16 protein-coding genes and 1 pseudogene are annotated in these 16,580 nt (G+C 68.8%); 5 read left to right on the plus strand and 12 right to left on the minus strand.

From position 1 onward, the window contains the following. Nucleotides 1-49: 49 nt before the first annotated feature. The 4 genes and pseudogenes from ACFQ79_RS36965 to ACFQ79_RS36980 all read right to left on the minus strand — a co-directional run bounded on the left by ACFQ79_RS36965 (nt 50) and on the right by ACFQ79_RS36980 (nt 3,038). A complete protein-coding gene (locus ACFQ79_RS36965) occupies nt 50-907 on the minus strand; it encodes a fumarylacetoacetate hydrolase family protein (protein WP_030324860.1) in 858 nt (285 codons plus the stop codon). Nucleotides 908-1,279: 372 nt separating this feature from the next. After that, nucleotides 1,280-1,990 (minus strand): annotated as a pseudogene (locus tag ACFQ79_RS36970) (YidC/Oxa1 family membrane protein insertase); the annotation flags it as partial. A gap of 93 nt (nt 1,991-2,083) precedes the next feature. After that, nucleotides 2,084-2,380 carry a DUF6412 domain-containing protein gene (locus ACFQ79_RS36975; RefSeq protein ID WP_355958087.1) on the minus strand — a complete coding sequence of 99 codons (297 nt, stop codon included), beginning with the start codon at nt 2,378-2,380 and terminating at the stop codon, nt 2,084-2,086. A gap of 118 nt (nt 2,381-2,498) precedes the next feature. Then, nucleotides 2,499-3,038: a winged helix-turn-helix transcriptional regulator gene (locus tag ACFQ79_RS36980; RefSeq protein ID WP_383591777.1), complete on the minus strand. Its 540-nt coding sequence runs from the start codon at nt 3,036-3,038 to the stop codon at nt 2,499-2,501. 97 nt (nt 3,039-3,135) lie between these two features. Here ACFQ79_RS36980 and ACFQ79_RS36985 point away from each other — a divergent pair, with 97 nt between their 5' ends. Then, nucleotides 3,136-4,563, plus strand: coding sequence for an MFS transporter (locus ACFQ79_RS36985; protein WP_383591780.1), 1,428 nt, complete (start codon nt 3,136-3,138; stop codon nt 4,561-4,563). Here the strand turns inward: ACFQ79_RS36985 and ACFQ79_RS36990 are convergent. From ACFQ79_RS36990 to ACFQ79_RS37000, 3 genes are read right to left on the minus strand one after another with little or no spacing between them, the layout of a single operon-like run. Continuing rightward, nucleotides 4,529-5,995: a sodium:solute symporter gene (locus tag ACFQ79_RS36990; RefSeq protein WP_383591807.1), complete on the minus strand. Its 1,467-nt coding sequence runs from the start codon at nt 5,993-5,995 to the stop codon at nt 4,529-4,531. The two genes, ACFQ79_RS36985 and ACFQ79_RS36990, sit on opposite strands and share 35 nt — an antisense overlap. A gap of 38 nt (nt 5,996-6,033) precedes the next feature. After that, on the minus strand, nt 6,034-6,201 hold the full coding sequence (locus ACFQ79_RS36995) for a hypothetical protein (protein WP_383591783.1): 168 nt from the start codon (nt 6,199-6,201) through the stop codon (nt 6,034-6,036). 14 nt (nt 6,202-6,215) lie between these two features. Continuing rightward, a complete protein-coding gene (locus ACFQ79_RS37000; protein ID WP_383591785.1) occupies nt 6,216-7,034 on the minus strand; it encodes a class E sortase in 819 nt (272 codons plus the stop codon). 63 nt (nt 7,035-7,097) lie between these two features. On the opposite strand from ACFQ79_RS37000, the gene ACFQ79_RS37005 reads away from it, so the two are divergent. Continuing rightward, the gene (locus tag ACFQ79_RS37005; protein ID WP_383591788.1) at nt 7,098-8,099 is read left to right on the plus strand and encodes a hypothetical protein; all 1,002 of its coding nucleotides are present in this window, start codon (nt 7,098-7,100) and stop codon (nt 8,097-8,099) included. A 47-nt stretch (nt 8,100-8,146) separates the two neighbouring features. Next, nucleotides 8,147-8,605 (plus strand): very short patch repair endonuclease, encoded by a 459-nt coding sequence (locus ACFQ79_RS37010; RefSeq protein WP_383591810.1) that lies wholly within the window; start codon nt 8,147-8,149, stop codon nt 8,603-8,605. Here the strand turns inward: ACFQ79_RS37010 and ACFQ79_RS37015 are convergent. The 5 genes from ACFQ79_RS37015 to ACFQ79_RS37035 form a co-directional block, all read right to left on the minus strand. Further along, nucleotides 8,576-9,754, minus strand: coding sequence for a DNA cytosine methyltransferase (locus ACFQ79_RS37015; RefSeq protein ID WP_383591791.1), 1,179 nt, complete (start codon nt 9,752-9,754; stop codon nt 8,576-8,578). The genes ACFQ79_RS37010 and ACFQ79_RS37015 overlap by 30 nt on opposite strands. Before the next feature lie 92 nt (nt 9,755-9,846). Continuing rightward, nucleotides 9,847-10,551 carry an HNH endonuclease gene (locus ACFQ79_RS37020; protein WP_383591794.1) on the minus strand — a complete coding sequence of 235 codons (705 nt, stop codon included), beginning with the start codon at nt 10,549-10,551 and terminating at the stop codon, nt 9,847-9,849. A 130-nt stretch (nt 10,552-10,681) separates the two neighbouring features. Next, nucleotides 10,682-12,508 carry a DEAD/DEAH box helicase gene (locus ACFQ79_RS37025; protein ID WP_383591797.1) on the minus strand — a complete coding sequence of 609 codons (1,827 nt, stop codon included), beginning with the start codon at nt 12,506-12,508 and terminating at the stop codon, nt 10,682-10,684. Then, nucleotides 12,508-13,932, minus strand: coding sequence for a hypothetical protein (locus ACFQ79_RS37030; protein WP_383591799.1), 1,425 nt, complete (start codon nt 13,930-13,932; stop codon nt 12,508-12,510). The genes ACFQ79_RS37025 and ACFQ79_RS37030 overlap by 1 nt, the downstream gene beginning before the upstream one ends. 22 nt (nt 13,933-13,954) lie before the next feature. Beyond that, nucleotides 13,955-14,641, minus strand: coding sequence for a hypothetical protein (locus ACFQ79_RS37035; protein ID WP_383591813.1), 687 nt, complete (start codon nt 14,639-14,641; stop codon nt 13,955-13,957). A gap of 108 nt (nt 14,642-14,749) precedes the next feature. Between ACFQ79_RS37035 and ACFQ79_RS37040 the strand changes: the two genes are divergently transcribed. Then, nucleotides 14,750-15,640, plus strand: a complete 891-nt coding sequence (locus ACFQ79_RS37040; RefSeq protein ID WP_383591802.1) for a hypothetical protein — start codon at nt 14,750-14,752, stop codon at nt 15,638-15,640. A gap of 64 nt (nt 15,641-15,704) precedes the next feature. Beyond that, entirely contained in the window at nt 15,705-16,190 is a 486-nt protein-coding gene (locus tag ACFQ79_RS37045) for a TrmO family methyltransferase (RefSeq protein ID WP_383591804.1), read from the plus strand. Nucleotides 16,191-16,580 lie beyond the last annotated feature (390 nt).

The following is a 16,580-nucleotide window of genomic DNA, read 5'->3' on the forward strand; positions in this document are numbered from 1 at the left end:
CCCCACGCGGGGCGTCGCCGTTTTCCCGGAGGAAGGATGCAATCGGAGGTCAGGCGCTCTTGAGCTCCTGCCGCTGCCGGCCCAGGCCGTCGACCTCCAGCTCGACGACGTCACCGGGACGCAGGTACGGCTTGGGCTCCGGCTGCCCCATGGCGACACCGGCGGGGGTGCCGGTGTTGATGATGTCGCCCGGGTAGAGCGTCATGAACCGGCTGACGTACCGGACGACCTCGGCGACGGGGAAGATCTGGTCCGAGGTGTGGCCGTCCTGCTTGAGCTCGCCGTTGACCCAGAGGCGCAGGCCGAGCGCCTGCGGGTCCGGCACCTCGTCGGCGGTGACCAGCCAGGGGCCGAGCGGGTTGAACGTCTCGCAGTTCTTGCCCTTGTCCCACGTGCCGCCGCGCTCGATCTGGAACTCGCGCTCGGAGACGTCGTGGGCGACGGCGTACCCGGCGACGTGGGCGAGGGCCTCCTCGTCGGTCTCCAGGTAGCGGGCGGTGCGGCCGATGACGATCGCGAGCTCCACCTCCCAGTCGGTCTTCACCGAGCCGCGCGGTACGAGCACGGTGTCGTCCGGGCCGACGACGGTGTCGGCGGCTTTGAGGAAGACGACGGGCTCGGCGGGGGTGGCCTGGCCGGTCTCGGCGGCGTGGCCGTGGTAGTTCAGCCCGATGCACACGACCTTGCCGATCCGGCCGACGGGCGGGCCGACACGCAGCCCGGTGGCGTCGAGCGCGGGCAGCACTCCGGCACCGGCGGCGGCCCGCACCCGGTCGAGGGCGGAGGCGTCGGCGAGCAGACTGCCGTCGATGTCGTCGACCAGCGCGGACAGGTCGCGAAGCGTCCCGTCCTGGTCGAGCAGGGCGGGACGCTCGGCTCCGGGCGGGCCGACACGCAGCAGCTTCATGGACTTCTCCCTGTGGTCGAGGCGGGCCCGGGAAAGGGCCCTGAGGTACCCCGGCCGATGGAGTGCGGCCATCGGAGGATTGGTCGATCCTCCAAGACAATGGGTCACTCGGCAAGACCCCGTTCAGCCACTGGACCCTTACGCGCGAGTAGCAAGCGGCGCGCGTCCCTTCTTCGCGCCCGCTTTACGCCCCTTCGCCCCGCCCGCCCGCGCCGGCTTCGCCCCGCCGCCCGCCGGTACCGTCTTCGCCCCGCCCGCCCGCGCCTGCTTCGCCCCGCCCGGCCGCGCCTGCTTCGCCTCGTCCGGCCGCTCCTGCTTCGCCCCGCCCTTCACCTCGCCCTTCGCCCCGCCCTTCGCCTCGTCCTCCTTGTCGCCCCGGTCGGGGCGCTCCCGGAAGAGAAGGGTGCGCTCGACGGCGGTCCAGGTGGTGCTGGTGACGACGTAGAGCGCGGCGGCGAGGGGGACGACGGCGACCGTGATCAAGGTGGCGAAGGAGAGCAGCGGCATCACCTTGGAGATGGCGCCCGCGCCCGGCGTGGGCTGGCCCAGGTCCAGGGGCTGGGCGGCGAGCTGCGCCTTCGTACGCCGGTACGTGTACGTGGCCACCGCGGCGACCAGCGCGAAGAGGACCAGGTAGACGCGGCCGGCCGGGCCGAAGGGGCCGCCGTGGGCGAGGGCGTCGGCCCAGTGGTCGCCGAGCGGGGCGGCGAGCAGGGTGTGTCCGGCCATCCGGTCGCCGGCGAACAGGTGGTACATCAGCAGGAACGCGGGCGCCTGGAGCAGGCTGGGCAGGATCCCGGCGAACGGCGAGACCTTCTCCCGCGCGTGCAGCTCCGTCACCGCCTTCCGCAGCCGCTCGGGGTTCTTGGCGTGCTTCTTGCGGAGCGCGGCGAGCTCCGGCGCGATCCGGGTGCGCGCCTTCTGCCCGCGGGCGGAGGCCCGGGACAGCGGGTGGACCGCGAGCCGGACGAGCATCGTGAAGAGGACGATCGCGGCGGCCGTGGCGGTGGTGGCGAAGAGCGGTTCGAGCAGGGCGGCGAGCCGCTCCACCAGGGAGCCGAAGGCGGAAAGGATGTCGGACATGGGGGAGCCCTCCGTGGGGTCTCGTCGTGCCGGGGAGATGTCGGGTCTCGGCATGACGGATCCGCGTGAGGCAGGTCCGGTGTGGGGTTGCTCCTACGCGGCCGTCGGAAGGGGACGGCCGGGAGCGCGGGGTCTGCGACGCCCCGCGGCGTCGGGATCGCGCTGGGGCAGGAAGGCGGTGCGCCGCTCGCGGTCGCGGATGGCGGTGCGCACGGCGGTGGGCGGCACGGCCGGGGCCGTACGGGCTCCGAACAGCGCGCAGACGACGGTGGTCGCGGCGAGCGCGACAGCGGCGGAGAGGCCGCCGCCGTCGGAGAGCAGCAGATCGGCGAGGGCGAGGAGGAAGAACAGCGGCGCGAGGACGCGCAGGACAAGGCTCCTGGTCGTCATTCCGCCACCTCCTCTCTCCCGTGTCACGTCGTGTCACCTCGTGTCACGTCACGTCCCGCCGTTTCTCACCGAGAGGACGTACGGAGCGGCCCAGGAGTTCCCGCGCCCGGGCCGTGTTTCAGAGATTCGCGTGATCCAGGGCGACGAGGAGCCGGCGGGGCGCGAGCAGAGCGCGGCTGACCGGGTCCGCGGGGTCCCGGTCGAGCCCCGCACCGGGCCGCATCTCGACGTCGGCGGGCGGTACGGGGACGCGGCAGGCCGGGCACTCGCCGTACGGGCCGAGTTCGGTGCCGCAGTCGGCGTGGTGGAAGTGGCGCACCGCCAGGGCCCCGGGAACCTCGGCCCGCCCCCAGGCGCCGAGCGAGCGCAGGACGGGCCAGAGGGCGAGACCGCGGTCGGTGAGCACGTACTCGTCGCGCGGGGGCGACTCCTGGTAGCGCCGCCGGTCGAGGACGCCGGCCTCGACGAGGGCCTGGAGGCGGGCGGCGAGGACGGCGCGGGGCGCGCCGAGGTGCACGAGGAAGTCGTTGTAGCGGCGGACGCCGTAGAAGGCGTCGCGCACGACGAGCAGGGTCCAGCGCTCCCCGACGACTTCGAGGGCGCGGGCGATGGAGCACTGCTGGTGGGCGTAGTCCTTGCCGAGAGCCATGGAATTCATCGTACCCAATCGAGGTTCAATGAATGAACCTTCCTGGTACCTTGACCGTCTCGCACAGAGTTCGTTCACCGAACCGACGGGTGGAAAGGTCCCCGCCATGCCCCAGCCCGCATCCACCGCCCACACCACCGCCCCGTCCCGGGACGCCCTCGCTCGCCCCCGCCCCCGCCCGGGGGCCACGCTCGCCGTCACCGCCGCGGCCACCGCCGTCGCGCTGATGAACTACACGGCGCCGATGCTCACCCTCCCCGACATGGCCGCCACGTTCGGCACCCCGGCCTCCGCCCGGGCCTGGCTGCTCAACGGCACCCCGCTCGGCCTCGCCGTCCTCCTCCTGGTGGCCGGCAGCCTCGCCGACGCGCACGGCCGCCGCCGGGTCTTCCTCCTCGGCACCCTCGCCCTCGGCCTCACCACCGCCCTCGGCGCCTTCGCGGGCTCCACCGCCACCTTCACCGCGGCCCGGATCGCCCAGGGCGCGGCGAGCGCGGCGGTCCTCGCGGGCAGCCTCGGCCTGCTGGCCCAGGCGTACCCGGCCGGCCGGGACCGGATCAGGGCGACCGGCATCTGGGGCGCGTCCGTCAGCGCCGGCATCGCCCTGGGCCCGCTCCTCGCCGGCGCGCTGAGCCTGGTGGACTGGCGGCTCGCGTACGAGGTCCTGGGCGCGGCGGCCCTGGTGATCGCGGGCGCCGGGGCGCGCCTGCTGCCGACCTCCGGCGCGGCCGAGGAGACCGGCGCTCCGCGCCCCCGCCCCGACATCGCGGGCGCGACCGCCCTCGGCCTCGCCCTGGCGGCCCTGCTCACCGCGCTCACCCTCGGCCGGGACGGCTGGCTGCGCCCCCAGGTGGGCCTCCTGCTGCTCGCCTCCGTCGCCCTGACGGCGCTGTTCGTGCGGGTCGAGCGGCGGAGCCGTACGCCCATGGTGGATCTGGCGCTGCTGCGGCGGCCGGCGTTCCTGGCGTCGACGCTGGGGGCGCTGTTCACGGGCCTGGCGGTGATCGGCCTGTTCAGCGTGGTGCCGGCGCTGCTCCAGGGCGGCGGTCCCGGGAGCGGGGCGGGGGCCGGGATGTCCCCGCTGGGCGCGGCGTGGCTGTTCGTGCTCTGGTCGGGCACGGCGTTCGTCGTGGCCCTGCAGACCCGGCGGCTCGCGGGCCGGCTCTCCGCCCCGTACCAGCTGGCCCTGGGCTTCGTCCTGTCGGCGGCCGGGGTCCTGGCCCTGCTCGGCGGCCTTGCGGGCCCGGCCGGCTCCTGGCCCCGCCTCCTCCCCGGCCTCCTGGTGGCGGGCGCGGGCAGCGGCCTCCTGAACGCCGCCCTGCCGCGCCTCGCGGTCGACTCCGTACCGCCGGAGCGCGCGGCGATGGGCTCGGGCGCCAACAACACCGCCCGCTACATCGGCTCCTCGGCGGGCGTGGCCCTGATGCTGGCGCTGGCGACGGCGGGCCCGGACACGGCGGTCCTGGTGGCGGCGGCACTGGCCCTGACGGGCGCGGGAGTCACGCTGGCGCTCGGACGACGGCAGCGTCGGTGAACTCCTCGCGGGCGAGCACGTCCGCGTCGGCGCGCCGGTCACCGCGCTCGGGCGGCCCGTACAGACTGACGGCCACGCTCACGAGCAGGTTGACGACGAGGGCGAGCAGCCCGGCGTTGACGCCCCACAGCGGATCGTTCCCGGAGAACACGAGCACGCAGACGATCACCACCCCGACCACGAGCCCGCACACCCCACCCACCACCGTCATCCGCCGCCACACGAGCCCCAGCAGCAAGAGGGGCAGGAGCTGGGCCATCCCCTCGTACGAGATGAGGGAGAGCCGCACGAGGGTGTTCGGCGCGGTGTACGTCATGAGGAGCGCGAGCGCCCCGGCGACGACCACGACGCACTGGGACAGCCCCTTCTCACGGGCCCGCAGCCGGGGCACCGGACTCAGCACGCTCCGCCCCCACATGGTGCCGATGACCAGCATGAACACGGCCATCGGCACGATCGAGGAGAGCGCGGCCGCGACGCCGACGATCCCGACGGCCCACGCGGGCAGCGCATCGGTGACCAGCTTGAACAGCGCGAGGTTCGACTCCGCGCCGACGAGCCCGGGGACGACGAAGAGGGCCGCGGTGCCGAGGAGCATGGGGACGAAGAGCAGGACGTTGTACGCGGGCAGCCAGACGGCGTTGCGGCGCAGCGTGTCGGCGTCGCGGGCGCCGAGGTAGCCGGCGACGGTGGTCGGGAAGATGACGACGGTGAGGGAGTTGAGCACGGTGGTGGAGGCGAACCAGCCGACCCCGTATCCGCTCTCCTCGCCGCCGTGCCCGGGAAGCTTCAGCCACTCGCTCTTCTCGTCGACGAGCCGCCCGAAGAACTCCCCGAACCCCCCGAAGTAGTGCAGGGGCACGTACACGAACAGGAACCCCAGGGTGAGCACGACGAGGGCGTCCTTGAGCACGGACACCCAGGCGCTCCCCCGCAGCCCGCTCACCACCACGAACCCGGTGGTGACGGCGAAGGCGAGGAAATAGGCGAGGTCGAGACCGATGGTCCCGTACGAGATCGTGGAGACGACCACGCCCATGCCGGTGATCTGGAGCTGGATGTACGGCAGCAGGAACACGGTCGCGAGCACGGCGACGGCCGCACCGAGCCACGGCCGGCGGTACCGGTGGGCGGCCATGTCGCTGAGGGCGACGAGGCCGTGCTTGCGGGCGTACCCCCAGAGCATGGGCCCGACGACGTAACCCACGGCGTAACCACAGGACATGTAGGCGACGACGTAGAGCACGGGGGCGCCGTAGTCGTAGCCCCAGCCGGCGGCGCCGAGGTAGCTGAAGCTGGTGTACCCCTCCCCCGCCATGAGCACCCAGATGAACACCGGCCCGAGCGAACGCCCGCCGACGGACCAGGCGTCGAGCCCACCGGTCTGATGCCGGCGCACGGCGAGCAGCCCGAGCACGACGGTCAGCACCATGAACACACCGAAGACGGACACGGCCACCGCCGCGGAACTCACGACCGGTCCCCCCGCCGGGCGAGGGCGACGGCCACCGGGGTGACGAGGGTCGCCCCGAACAGCCAGAGAACGAACAACGGCACCCGGTTCACGAACGGCAGCGCGACGACGAACAGGAGGTACGGAACAAGGAGCCACAGCAGATGGGGCCGACGTCTGATCACCCGGTCGACCCTAACTAGGGGACCAGCTTCGCCCAGACGACGAGCCGATAGGCGCTGCTGAACTCGGGGGTGCAGGTGGTGAGGGTGAGATAGGCACCGGGAGCGTCGTACCCGTACGAGGGCTTGACGATCGACCGGGGCACGGCCCGGACGACCCCGACGTCTCGGGGCGCGGTGCGGGGCAGGATCCGATCGACGCGATAGGTGTACGTGGCGCCCCGGGTCCGCACGGAGATGACATCGCCCTCGGCGAGCCGGTTGATGTACCGGAAGGGCTCGCCGTGGGTGTTGCGATGCCCGGCGAGAGCGAAGTTCCCGGTACGACCGGGGGCCGCGGTCCCCGGGTAGTGCCCGACATACCCCTTGTCGAGGACGGACCGCTTGGAGACGCCGTGGGCGACGGGGACGGTGAGGCCGAGCCGGGGGATACGGAGGACGGCGAAGGCGGCGGAGGGGGCGGAGGCGGCCGTGCCGGCACCGCCCGGGACGGGACCGCCGGAGGGGACGACGGTGTCACCGGAGGGAGCGACAGGGGGCGAGGAACCACCGGCACCGGTGGTGGCGGCGGGCTCGGGACCGGGGGCGGGCTCAGGACCGGACTCGGGACCGGGGGGAGAGATGTCCCACTCCCTCTCGAGAACACGCACCTGCTGAAGGGCCTCGGCGCGGGCCCGCTGGTTCGTCCACCAGAGCTGATGCACCACGAGAAGCAGAACGACAACACCACAGGTGACGACGGTCTCGGCGCACACCCACAGCACGCGCGCACCGGTACGGCGCCGCCCTCGCGACTGGACGACGACCGGCACCCGCTGCCCCACCCTGGCCCGCACGCGGGGCACGATAAGCGCTGAGGCGCCAACTCTCCAGGGCCGTACAGCAGTACGGTGGAGAGCATGCGCCCCGACACGCCTGCCGCCCACGCCACCGAAGCCGAGCGCCTGCTGCGCACGGCAGCGCAGTACCCGGGAGACCGGGAACCGCTGCACCTCCAGGCCGCGGCACACCTGGAACTGGCGGGCGACCGCCAGGCAGCGACGGCCCTGTACGACACGCTGCTCTCCTCCTCCCCCGCGAACCCCCTCCTCATCAGGTCGCTGAAGGCGGCCAACCTGTGGGAGTACGGCCACGAGGCGGAGGCCCGCGCGATCATCGAAGGGGTCCGGAGCGCACGGCCGACGGACGCGGCACCGTGGGAGATCGCGGCGGAGACGCTGGAGGCGCACGACGAACTGGAGGCGGCGGAGCAGACGCTGACGGAAGCGGCGGCGCTGCTGGTCACGTCCGCGGAACTCCCCCACGCGACGCAGTCGCTCCTGATCACCCGCCACCGCATCCGCCGGATGCTGGCACTGGAGCACGACGACTGGGACGCCCAGGCGGACCGCCTGCACACGGCGGACGTCCCGCTGGACGAACTGCACGACCCGAAGCGCCTGTGGTCCCTCGGCTCCTCGGACCCCGCGGAACTCCAGGCGGAGATCACCCGCCTCCGCTCGGAACTGGGCACCTACCGCACGGCCCTCTCCCGCCCGTTCCCGGTGGCGGTCCTGCACTGGCCGGAACCGGAACTGGACGAGCTGCTCGCGGCGTACCCGGAACTGGAGGCGGAGTACCCCACGTACAGAGCCCACCTGACGGACATCGAGGCCTCCCTCAGAGAACTCGCCCAGGCGGGCACCCCGAACCTGGGCATCGTCCGAGCCACGGTCCCCTCGTACGAAGCCTTCGCAGCCTCAGAATCCACCCACCCGTCGAACGCGGACCTGCTGCCCCAGTACGCGACGACGCTGGCGGCCCGAGGCAGGGCGACGGCTTGGCCGCCGGCGGGGGGCGAGGGGTGCTGGTGCGGGTCGGGGAACGCGTACGGGGAGTGCCACGGAGGCGCTCAGGCGTAGCGCGCACTCACGAGAGGAGGCGACGGTTGAGTAACCCGGACCGCTGGGTGCCCCCAGAGGGCTCCTGGGCGTCCTCTGCTGCGAGACGCCGCAACATGCAGGCAATCCGAAGCCGGGACACCAAGCCCGAGTGGCTCTTGCGCCGTCTGCTGCACGCGCAGGGGCTCCGCTACCGCGTGGCGGCCAAGCCTCTTCCTGGTCTGCGCCGCACCGCTGACATCGTCTTCGGCCCCACCAAAGTGGCTGTCTTCGTCGATGGGTGTTACTGGCACGGCTGCCCCGAGCACTACGTCCCGCCAAAGACGAACCCTGGCTACTGGTCGGGGAAGGTCGCGGGCAACATGGCCCGCGACCGAGACACCGATCAGCGTCTCACCGACGCCGGCTGGACAGTTCTGCGCTTCTGGGAGCATCAGCCACCCGAGGAATGCGCGAGCGAGGTTTTCCGTGTGGTCCTCGACCGCCGGGAAGAGCTGTCAGAGGGGAAGCTCAGGCGCAACGAGTGACGGATCGTCCTCCGGGTCAAATTCCGGACTGGGATCGGCGTGCAAAGAGCCGGTGCGAGAGAGCGCTTCCCTGATGCTCTCTCCAACCGCTGCAGCGACGGGCGCCGGGAAAGCATTACCGACCTGCCGGTAACGCGCAGTCTTCCCGCCTCCCTTGAATTCCCATGATTCCGGGAAGCCCTGAATCAGCGCTGCCTGGGCAACCGTGAGCTTGGGACCGCGCTCCAGGGTGCCGAGGTCGCGATCGGGGTCGACCATCTTGTCCTCGTCGTTAGCCACGCCCATGCCGTCTACACCGAGGGCAGCCCATGCCTTCTTCGCTCTCGTAGGGCCGAGGTCCGCTCCACCATGCTTCTTGGAGCCACCCACAAGCGTAGGCGCGACAGTTCCCTTGATGGCGTCGCCCAGCCACTTCTGATAGCGAGGAGAGTCATCGCCACCAAGCCTCCGCGCCATCGACGGCCCCAGCTTCTCCGCGACCGTCACGATCTTCCGCTGCGGCACCGGCCAGGTGAAGCCCCGGTACTCATCCTCGCGGATTGCAACCAGGATGGCGCGAGGGCGGAGCTGCGGGACACCGAAGTGCTGAGCCTCCAAGACCCGCCAGCCGCAAATCACGTACCCAGCCTTGCGGAGCCGGTTCTTGATGTGATTGCGGTAATAACGGAACTTCCGCTCAGGCTCGATCAAGCCTCGCACGTTCTCAATCATGACTGCGCGCGGTTGGAGCTGCTCAACGAGATCGAGCATGGTCGGAAAAAGATCCCGCTCGTCCTCAGGACCGAGCTGCTTTCCCGCGGCGGAGAACGGGGGGCAGGGAACGCCCCCGGCAAGGAGATCGAGCTCGCGTGGCTTCAGCAGGCCTGTCTCGCTCCCCGGGCTGACCTTGCTCTTTCCGTCTCCCAGTGGAGCCGGCACCTCTTCCAGCGGGCGGAAGTCCTTGACGTCCACCTCGCGGATCAGGCAGTGCTCCTTCTCCCAGCGCCAGTCCGGCTGGTGCTCGATGTTGTGCCGCAGTGTCTCAGCGGCATGCTTATCGATCTCCACGAGCGCGAGGTGCCGGAAGCCAGCCTGGTGAAGCCCCACAGCTTGGCCACCGGCACCCGCACAGATCTCGATCGAGGTCAGCTTGCGGTCGGTGGTACCCATGGGCCCCTCCAAATGCGGTGTCTACAGACAGGCAAGTGTCGCATCCCGCACCGACAGGTATCACGAGCAAGCCCACCGACTACTCCTGGCGATCAGCTCTCCACGAGCGCTTCCAGGTCACCTTCCAGCTCTTCCCGCACCGAGGCAGGGAGCTGCCGGTACATGCCCCAGGCCTTCTCCACCGGGCTTAGGGACCGGAAGTCGTCCTTCATCCAGGCCAGCAGGTTGCGCTTGCCATGCACCGGCAGCTCCTTCATCCGGTCCCAGACCTGTTCCTTGGTCATCTGTACACCGGTGAGATGCTTCACGGTCTCGTTGCACCGGGCACATTCGGTGATCAGGTCTTCGGCATTCGCGCCACTGCCGGACTTGTGCGGATTCACATGCCCAAGCGTGAGCCGTGCATGGGTACCAGGCTCGTCCGCGTACTGCTCCGCTGCTGCCACTCCGCAGCGGCGGCACATATGGCCATCCCTTTCGTACACGTATCGCCTGGTCCTCGCACTAATCTGACGCAACCCCGCCGCCCGATGCTCCGGCTCCCAGACAGGCAAGCCGATCTTCTCCAGGTACAGCTGATCCGGCTGCAGGCTGGGCTTGTCACGGTAAGTGAGGATCACCCAGTCAGCAGGGCGCAGATCACGCATACGCCGGTCTACCTGCTCGGTGCCTTGGACAGCCTCGCGGATCGATGCCTTCGAGAAGACCCCGCCTTCACCCACCTCGTCGCGCAGCCACAGAGCCACACGCACGCGAGCACCCAGCGATTCATCGCGCCAGCTCATCTCCGCCGCCATCGACTCCCCCGATAATCGCCCAAACGTTCGAGTTGCACTCGTTCGAGCGACAGGCTACTTGCCGCCACTTGCCCCGGCAAGTGGCGGCAAGTGCTGCTACCGACGGATTCCCCTCCCCCACAGCGGGCACTCAGCGCGTCGGACGCACCCCCATGTGGCTCAGCAGCGCTTCCATGTCACTCGGAGCGAGGCCCGCCGCGACCGCCGGCTCCTCCTCCAGGTCGGCGAGCTGCTGAACGGACGGGTCATCGAGGATCTTCCCCATGAAGTCCAGCTTCTGCTCCAGCCGGGTCATGACCACCTCGTCAATGGTGTTGCGGGCCACCAGGACCGTGGCGTTTGTGTCCGTGTCAGGAGCCAGCCCAAGACGATGGATGCGATCCATGCTCTGCAAGAACCGTCCGGCCATGAAGTCCCGATCCACATAAACGGCGTCATGGCATACCTGATGCAGACTGATTCCTTCACCCAAAGTGGCGGGATTGGAGATCAGCACCATGCAGTCCGGATCCTCACGGAACCGACGCAGCTGCTCCTCCCGGTCGGATGTTCCGCCATACACCACTGCTGGCCCGAACTTCGCAAGCAGCTTTTCAAGCGTCGCAAGACTTCTGACGAATGTCGTCCAGACAAGCGTCTTACGCCCCCTCTCCGCGTTCTCGGCAACGATGAAGGCGGCTTCCTGATACTTCGGAGACATCTCATGGTCTGGCAGGTTCTGCATCAATGAATACAGCGAGCTACCCTGCGGCACTTCCAGCGGAGGCAGCTGGTACGCCAGCGGGTCATACCGGTTTGCCCCTTCCACCAGGAGAGCGGGGCATACGGCAGCCATCAGCAAACGCAGGGCAGTTCTGCCCAGCGCGCTGAGGTCGTCCCGTGCCGCCGCACTGCCCTCACCGCCGACCAGCGACGTGTAGATCTCCTCATGCAACTGCGGCATGTCGACGTAGCGCATCTGGAGAGACATCGGAGGAAGCCCGAGCTCTTGCTTGGTCGTGCGGGTAAACAGCGGCCGTAGCACTGAGCTGGCGTAGGCGAGATCACCGCCGGCAACTGCTTGTGTAACAGTGCGCTGTCCGTGCCCAGGCCAGACGAAGCCGAGGAGATTCTCAAGATCCTTAGCCCCGTTGGGCGCCGGCGTGCCCGTGAGGATCAGCCTGCGACGGGCGAGGGGCCCTAGTGCCATACAAGCGGCGCCATATGTCCCCCGGGCACCGAGCTTCATCCGGTGCGCCTCATCAAGAATGATCATCGACGGAGCTGCCCTCAGCCAGGACGCCAGCATGGCCAGCGAACGGTCCAATCGTTCATAATTGACAATCAGCACCTCCGCCCACTGGTCGTAAGACTTATCCAGAATGTCTGTACGCAGCGGGTGCCGGAAGCAGACGGCACTTTCGTACTGCCATGACTCATACGCAGACTTCGGGCAGACGATGAGCAGCCTGCGAGCTTCACCCTTCGCCTTCTGTGTAGCATAGACAGCAAGCCCAACACGGGTTTTACCTGCCCCAGGAACACTGAAATTGGCGCCGTGCCGCAGCGAGATCAGCTTCGCGATATCTCGCTGTTGAAAGTCGCTGAGATCAGCCTTCCATTCATCACCCAGGAGAAAAGGAATGTCGTCGGGTACGACCTCCTCCGGACTTTCCGGGGAATCCAAGCGCTGCTGAGCCGCCCGAGCATCCTGGAGGACCCCGACAACCAACTCCTGCAGCTCCGCGGCCCATTCAACGCCTGCCGGATGAGGCCAGGAGGAGAGCGCGTTCAGCCCCCCGAGCAGGTCATTGAGTTCCACGACAGCAGCGAGCGGGCCGAGCTGGCCTCCCGAGCGGAAGCGGGCGGCCAGCTGGACGAGATCGTTCCGGTACTCATCAGTCGTCCTGAGAACGACCTTGGTCCGCGTCTCGTCGAAGTCAAGGCGGAGTGAGACCGTGACAGCGTCCTGCGACATCAAGACGCCTCCAGAGCCACGGCTTCAAGCAGCCAGGCCACACCGTCACCAGGAGTCGCCGCACCACGCCCCGCCTGCTGCGCGAGCTTCCGCAGGCTTTCCCGCAGCTTCAGCACCGCCTCGTCGAATGCCTCCTCGTCAAGGCTGCGCGAAGCGCGCGCCTGGACAAGCTCGATGACACTCAGGTCGATGTCGGCGCAGGCGTCTGCGAGCCGGGCCGGCGCCATTTGCTTGCGCTTCTTGAGCCGGGCGTCACGGCCAGCCGCGTCAATGGCCTTGTCAAAGGCGTCCTTTACCCCCTCGAAGACATCCTGCGCCTCCCGCCTGTCCTGCTCCGGGAGCGTGGAACCGGTCGCGCTGGCCATTGCCTTGGCCCGGAGCACCTTGTCATTGATGGCGCGAGCAGAGGAAACCGCGGAAGAGGGACCGGGAAGCGTCACACCGCTCAGACCTGGCACAGTCACCGCCGCTCGTTCGACCGCCGGCTCACTCAAACCGCCCGGGATCGTGCGCGACAGGTACCGGTCGCGGAAGCCCTCGTCGATATGCCGTACATCCGTCTTCGCGAACCCCAGAATGATGGCGGCCATCCGGAGTTCCTTCAGGACATCAGCCCGATCAGGCTCAACCGCGGCAAGCTTCTCGTAAGCCCGGTGCAGCTCCTTGAGCTTCTCCTGATGGTCTTCAAAGTCGACCAGCCTCAGTCCTGCGCCGCCGCCGCTCTGGCTCCGGTCGATCTGCTCCCTGATCGTGCTGAGAATCCACCTCTCCTGCTGGTAGGTGGACACCCGGATGCGGAAATCCTTAGCAATGGCGTCAGGCGTCCGCCCCAGAGAAGCCTGCTCCTCCATGGCCAGGAGCCGGTTGATATACGAGTAGTCGCGCCGGTGATCACGACGAAGCTGAAGAGACAGCTCCACCGAGTTGATGTCCGCCCAGGTAAAAGACTCAGGTAGCACACCCACCCGCATCGTCTGCTGTCCCAGCTCACGAAGCGCCGCTGTACGGGTGTTGCCGTTGACCAGGATTCCGTGATGGGTGATCAGGCCGGGGTCATTCTGGCCAAACTGCTGAAGGCTGTCCCTCAGCTTGTCGAAGTCCACATCCCGCCGGTCCGGGTTGGCCGGGTCAGCCTTGAGGAGGAATTGCAGGTACTCCTGGCTCTCTCCACCCCACGGATCCCTGCTCAGAGCCGCGTCCTTAGCCGGCGTATGGCTTCGCTGCGCCCTGATCCGGTGCGTGCCCGGGTTGTAGTAGACGGCGTCGATCGGGTAGTCGATCACCTCGCAGTGCAGTGGCTGGCCGTTCCAGTCGACCGTCACCGTCTCCCGGGTTCCACCGGAGTTCCTCACGTCGTCAAGCCGCTTCCTGACCAGCTCGCTGAACTCACCAGCACGCGGCGGCGGCGGAAATACCTGTGTCATCTGCTCTGCGTCCCTTCGTCTGCTACTTATCCATGCCGCGCAAGGCGTCCCGTACCGCGTTCCGTGCGTCCTCCGGCAGGGTCCGGTACTCACCCCAAAGCCGTTCCATCGGGCCCGGATTCCTCAGCCCAGCCTCCAGCCAGTCCGCGAACACCGCACGCTCCAGCACGGAGAGACGGCCCAGGGTTCGGACGATGCTCCCGACATCCACCTGCCGATCACGTCCTCCAACGCGACACCTGTTGCACTCCGTGACAAGCTGCGTCTCAGTTCGCCCATCCGGCATCAGCACCTGCCGGCGGGCCACATCCAGCTGCGCATCCTGGCCGGCTGCGTCGCCGAACGACTCGCCCGCGCCGATTCCACAGGACCGACAGAGGAAGCTGTCAGCCAGTAGCACCTTCGTCCGCTGAGCCGCAGTCAGCCCAGCTTTCTCCTTCGGAGACTTGGACTGCCCCGGCAGCCATACCTCCGCCCCCTTCTTGACGAACCGCTGCTCGTCAAGATTGAGCGACTCATCCTCGCGGCGGGTGTCGATCTGCCAGCCGTGGTCACGCAGGTCCCGCACACGACGGTCGATCTGGGCCACCTCGGGAAATGCGGCGCGCAGTTGCCCCTTCGTGAAGACGTTTCCCTCCTTGACCACAGATGCCAGCCAAAGCCCGGCCCGCACCTTGCTTCCGTACTTCCTGTCGAGCCACGACGGCATTGTCACGACGACCTCCGCTCTACGAGCACCATGCGGAGCCATGCGCCACGGGCACACGAACGCCGCGATGCACAGCAACCCCCCCGGAGCTTCCGGCTGGCTCACCCATTGAGCATCGATGACACAGCAGGCGTCTACCCCGAACCCACATTGCGCGCAACACAGGCAAAGGCGCTTACTGCAGAATGGATTGACTACTCCTTACAGGGATCGGTGATGACGTCGATGGGCTCGGGAAGCAAGAAGAGGGCGGACTTACCACCTGGCCGCGAGGCCCTTGCCAGTCTCATCACATCGCTCTACCAGAACTTGGCCGTGGCCTCCCTCACTCAAGCCGCAGAGCTGCTGGCTTCGAGGAACTGGCGGAAGAGTCCGAGCGAGATCTCCCGCTATCGCAGCGGCGGCCGAAAGCCACCGCTTGGCTTCGTTGAGCAGCTCCACGCCCTGGCTGTTGAGAGAGCAGGGGCCCAGGCAGTGGGGCATGCCCTGGCTCAAGTACGCCGGATCCACGCCGCCGCCGAGCCAACACTCTGCCGGGCCTGCTCCCCTCTACGAGAGGAGAACGAGCGGCTCCGGAGCGAGAACAGCCGGCTGATCGCTTCCCAGAAGTCGGGAGCATCCCGAACACCCTTTGCTGACCGCACAGTCGAGGAGGTGACTCCGCTGCCGGTCCCCCAGACTTCAGGGGACCGGCAGCGGAGCGCTCGCGACATAGCTGCCGCACGGCAGCTGGCCTCCACCGCCGCCGACCTCCACGGAAGTGGCCAGACGAGCCACGCAGTCACGTGGCTCCACGACGTGTCAGCGTCGTTGACCCCACTGGAAAGTGCGGCATCGATCGCGCTGCTCCGCCAGAAGGAAGGTCAGCTCGCCGACACGGCTATTGGCATCCATGGCCGTACCCGTCCTGAGAGGGACGTCATCCTCATCGCGCTTGAGCTGTACGAATTCGGCCTGGCAGACGATGCCGGCGCGCTCCTCAAGGCAGCTGCTGAGTAGCCTGACGGTGCCCAAGCCGCTGCACCAACAAGTGGGCTTGTTTATAAGGGAGAAGGGGAGAATCGTGCCTGCGCAGTTCATCGAGGTGCCGGTCATCGCCGACGTGGTCGGGGGCCATGCCGGACGACTCGACGACTTCAAGGGCGGCGTGGAATCGATCATCCGCCTGCGGCCGGAGTTCCCCGTGGAGACCCTGCAGGGCATCGAGGAGTTCTCGCACCTCCAGGTCACGTGGTTCTTCAACTTCGGGTCCCCGGACGATGTCGCGCTTCACGCGCGCAGCCCCCGCGACAATCCCGCCTGGCCGGCGACCGGCACCTTCGTTCACCACAATCATCGTCGTCCGGCGCGGCTGGCCACTTCCTTTCCGAGACTGCTCAAGGCCGACGGGCACGACCTGCACGTCGTGGACCTCGATGCCGACGACGGCACTCAGATCGTCGACCTTGTCGCCGTGTTCCAGGAGATGCTTCCTCGCGGGCCGGTGACTCAGCCGACGTGGCCGGGCGAGATGCTCGCGGACTACTGGCGGGACGTCTCCGAACGCTGAGGTGGGCCCATCAGGTGGGCCGGATTCGTGGGCTTCTGGTGGGACCGCCCTCTTTCCGAGAGTCGCTCCTTCCGGTGGTGCGTCAAGGGCGCTCCTTCGTCGCGTCGCTGCGGGATGGCCTTCGGCCACCCTTGACCCACCACCTCCAGGAGCGAAGACACTCTCGGAGGGCGGTCCGGGGGGCGGGGTCCACGCCGGGCTTCGGGCATCGGCCGGGCGTCGCGTGCGTGTGCCGGTCGGTGGGTGGGGGCTTGGTTTGCGGCCGAGGTGGGTGGGCTTCCGTCGGCCGGTTGGGGGTGCGCGGTTGTTGAATGGGGCGGCCTGGCTCCGGCTCAGCGGCGGACGGTTGTCCGGGGTGGGGCTTCAGGCCCCGCTGGTCTGTCCCGGTGG

The organism is Streptomyces sp. NPDC056480, assembly GCF_042795405.1.
GTDB lineage: Bacteria > Actinomycetota > Actinomycetes > Streptomycetales > Streptomycetaceae > Streptomyces.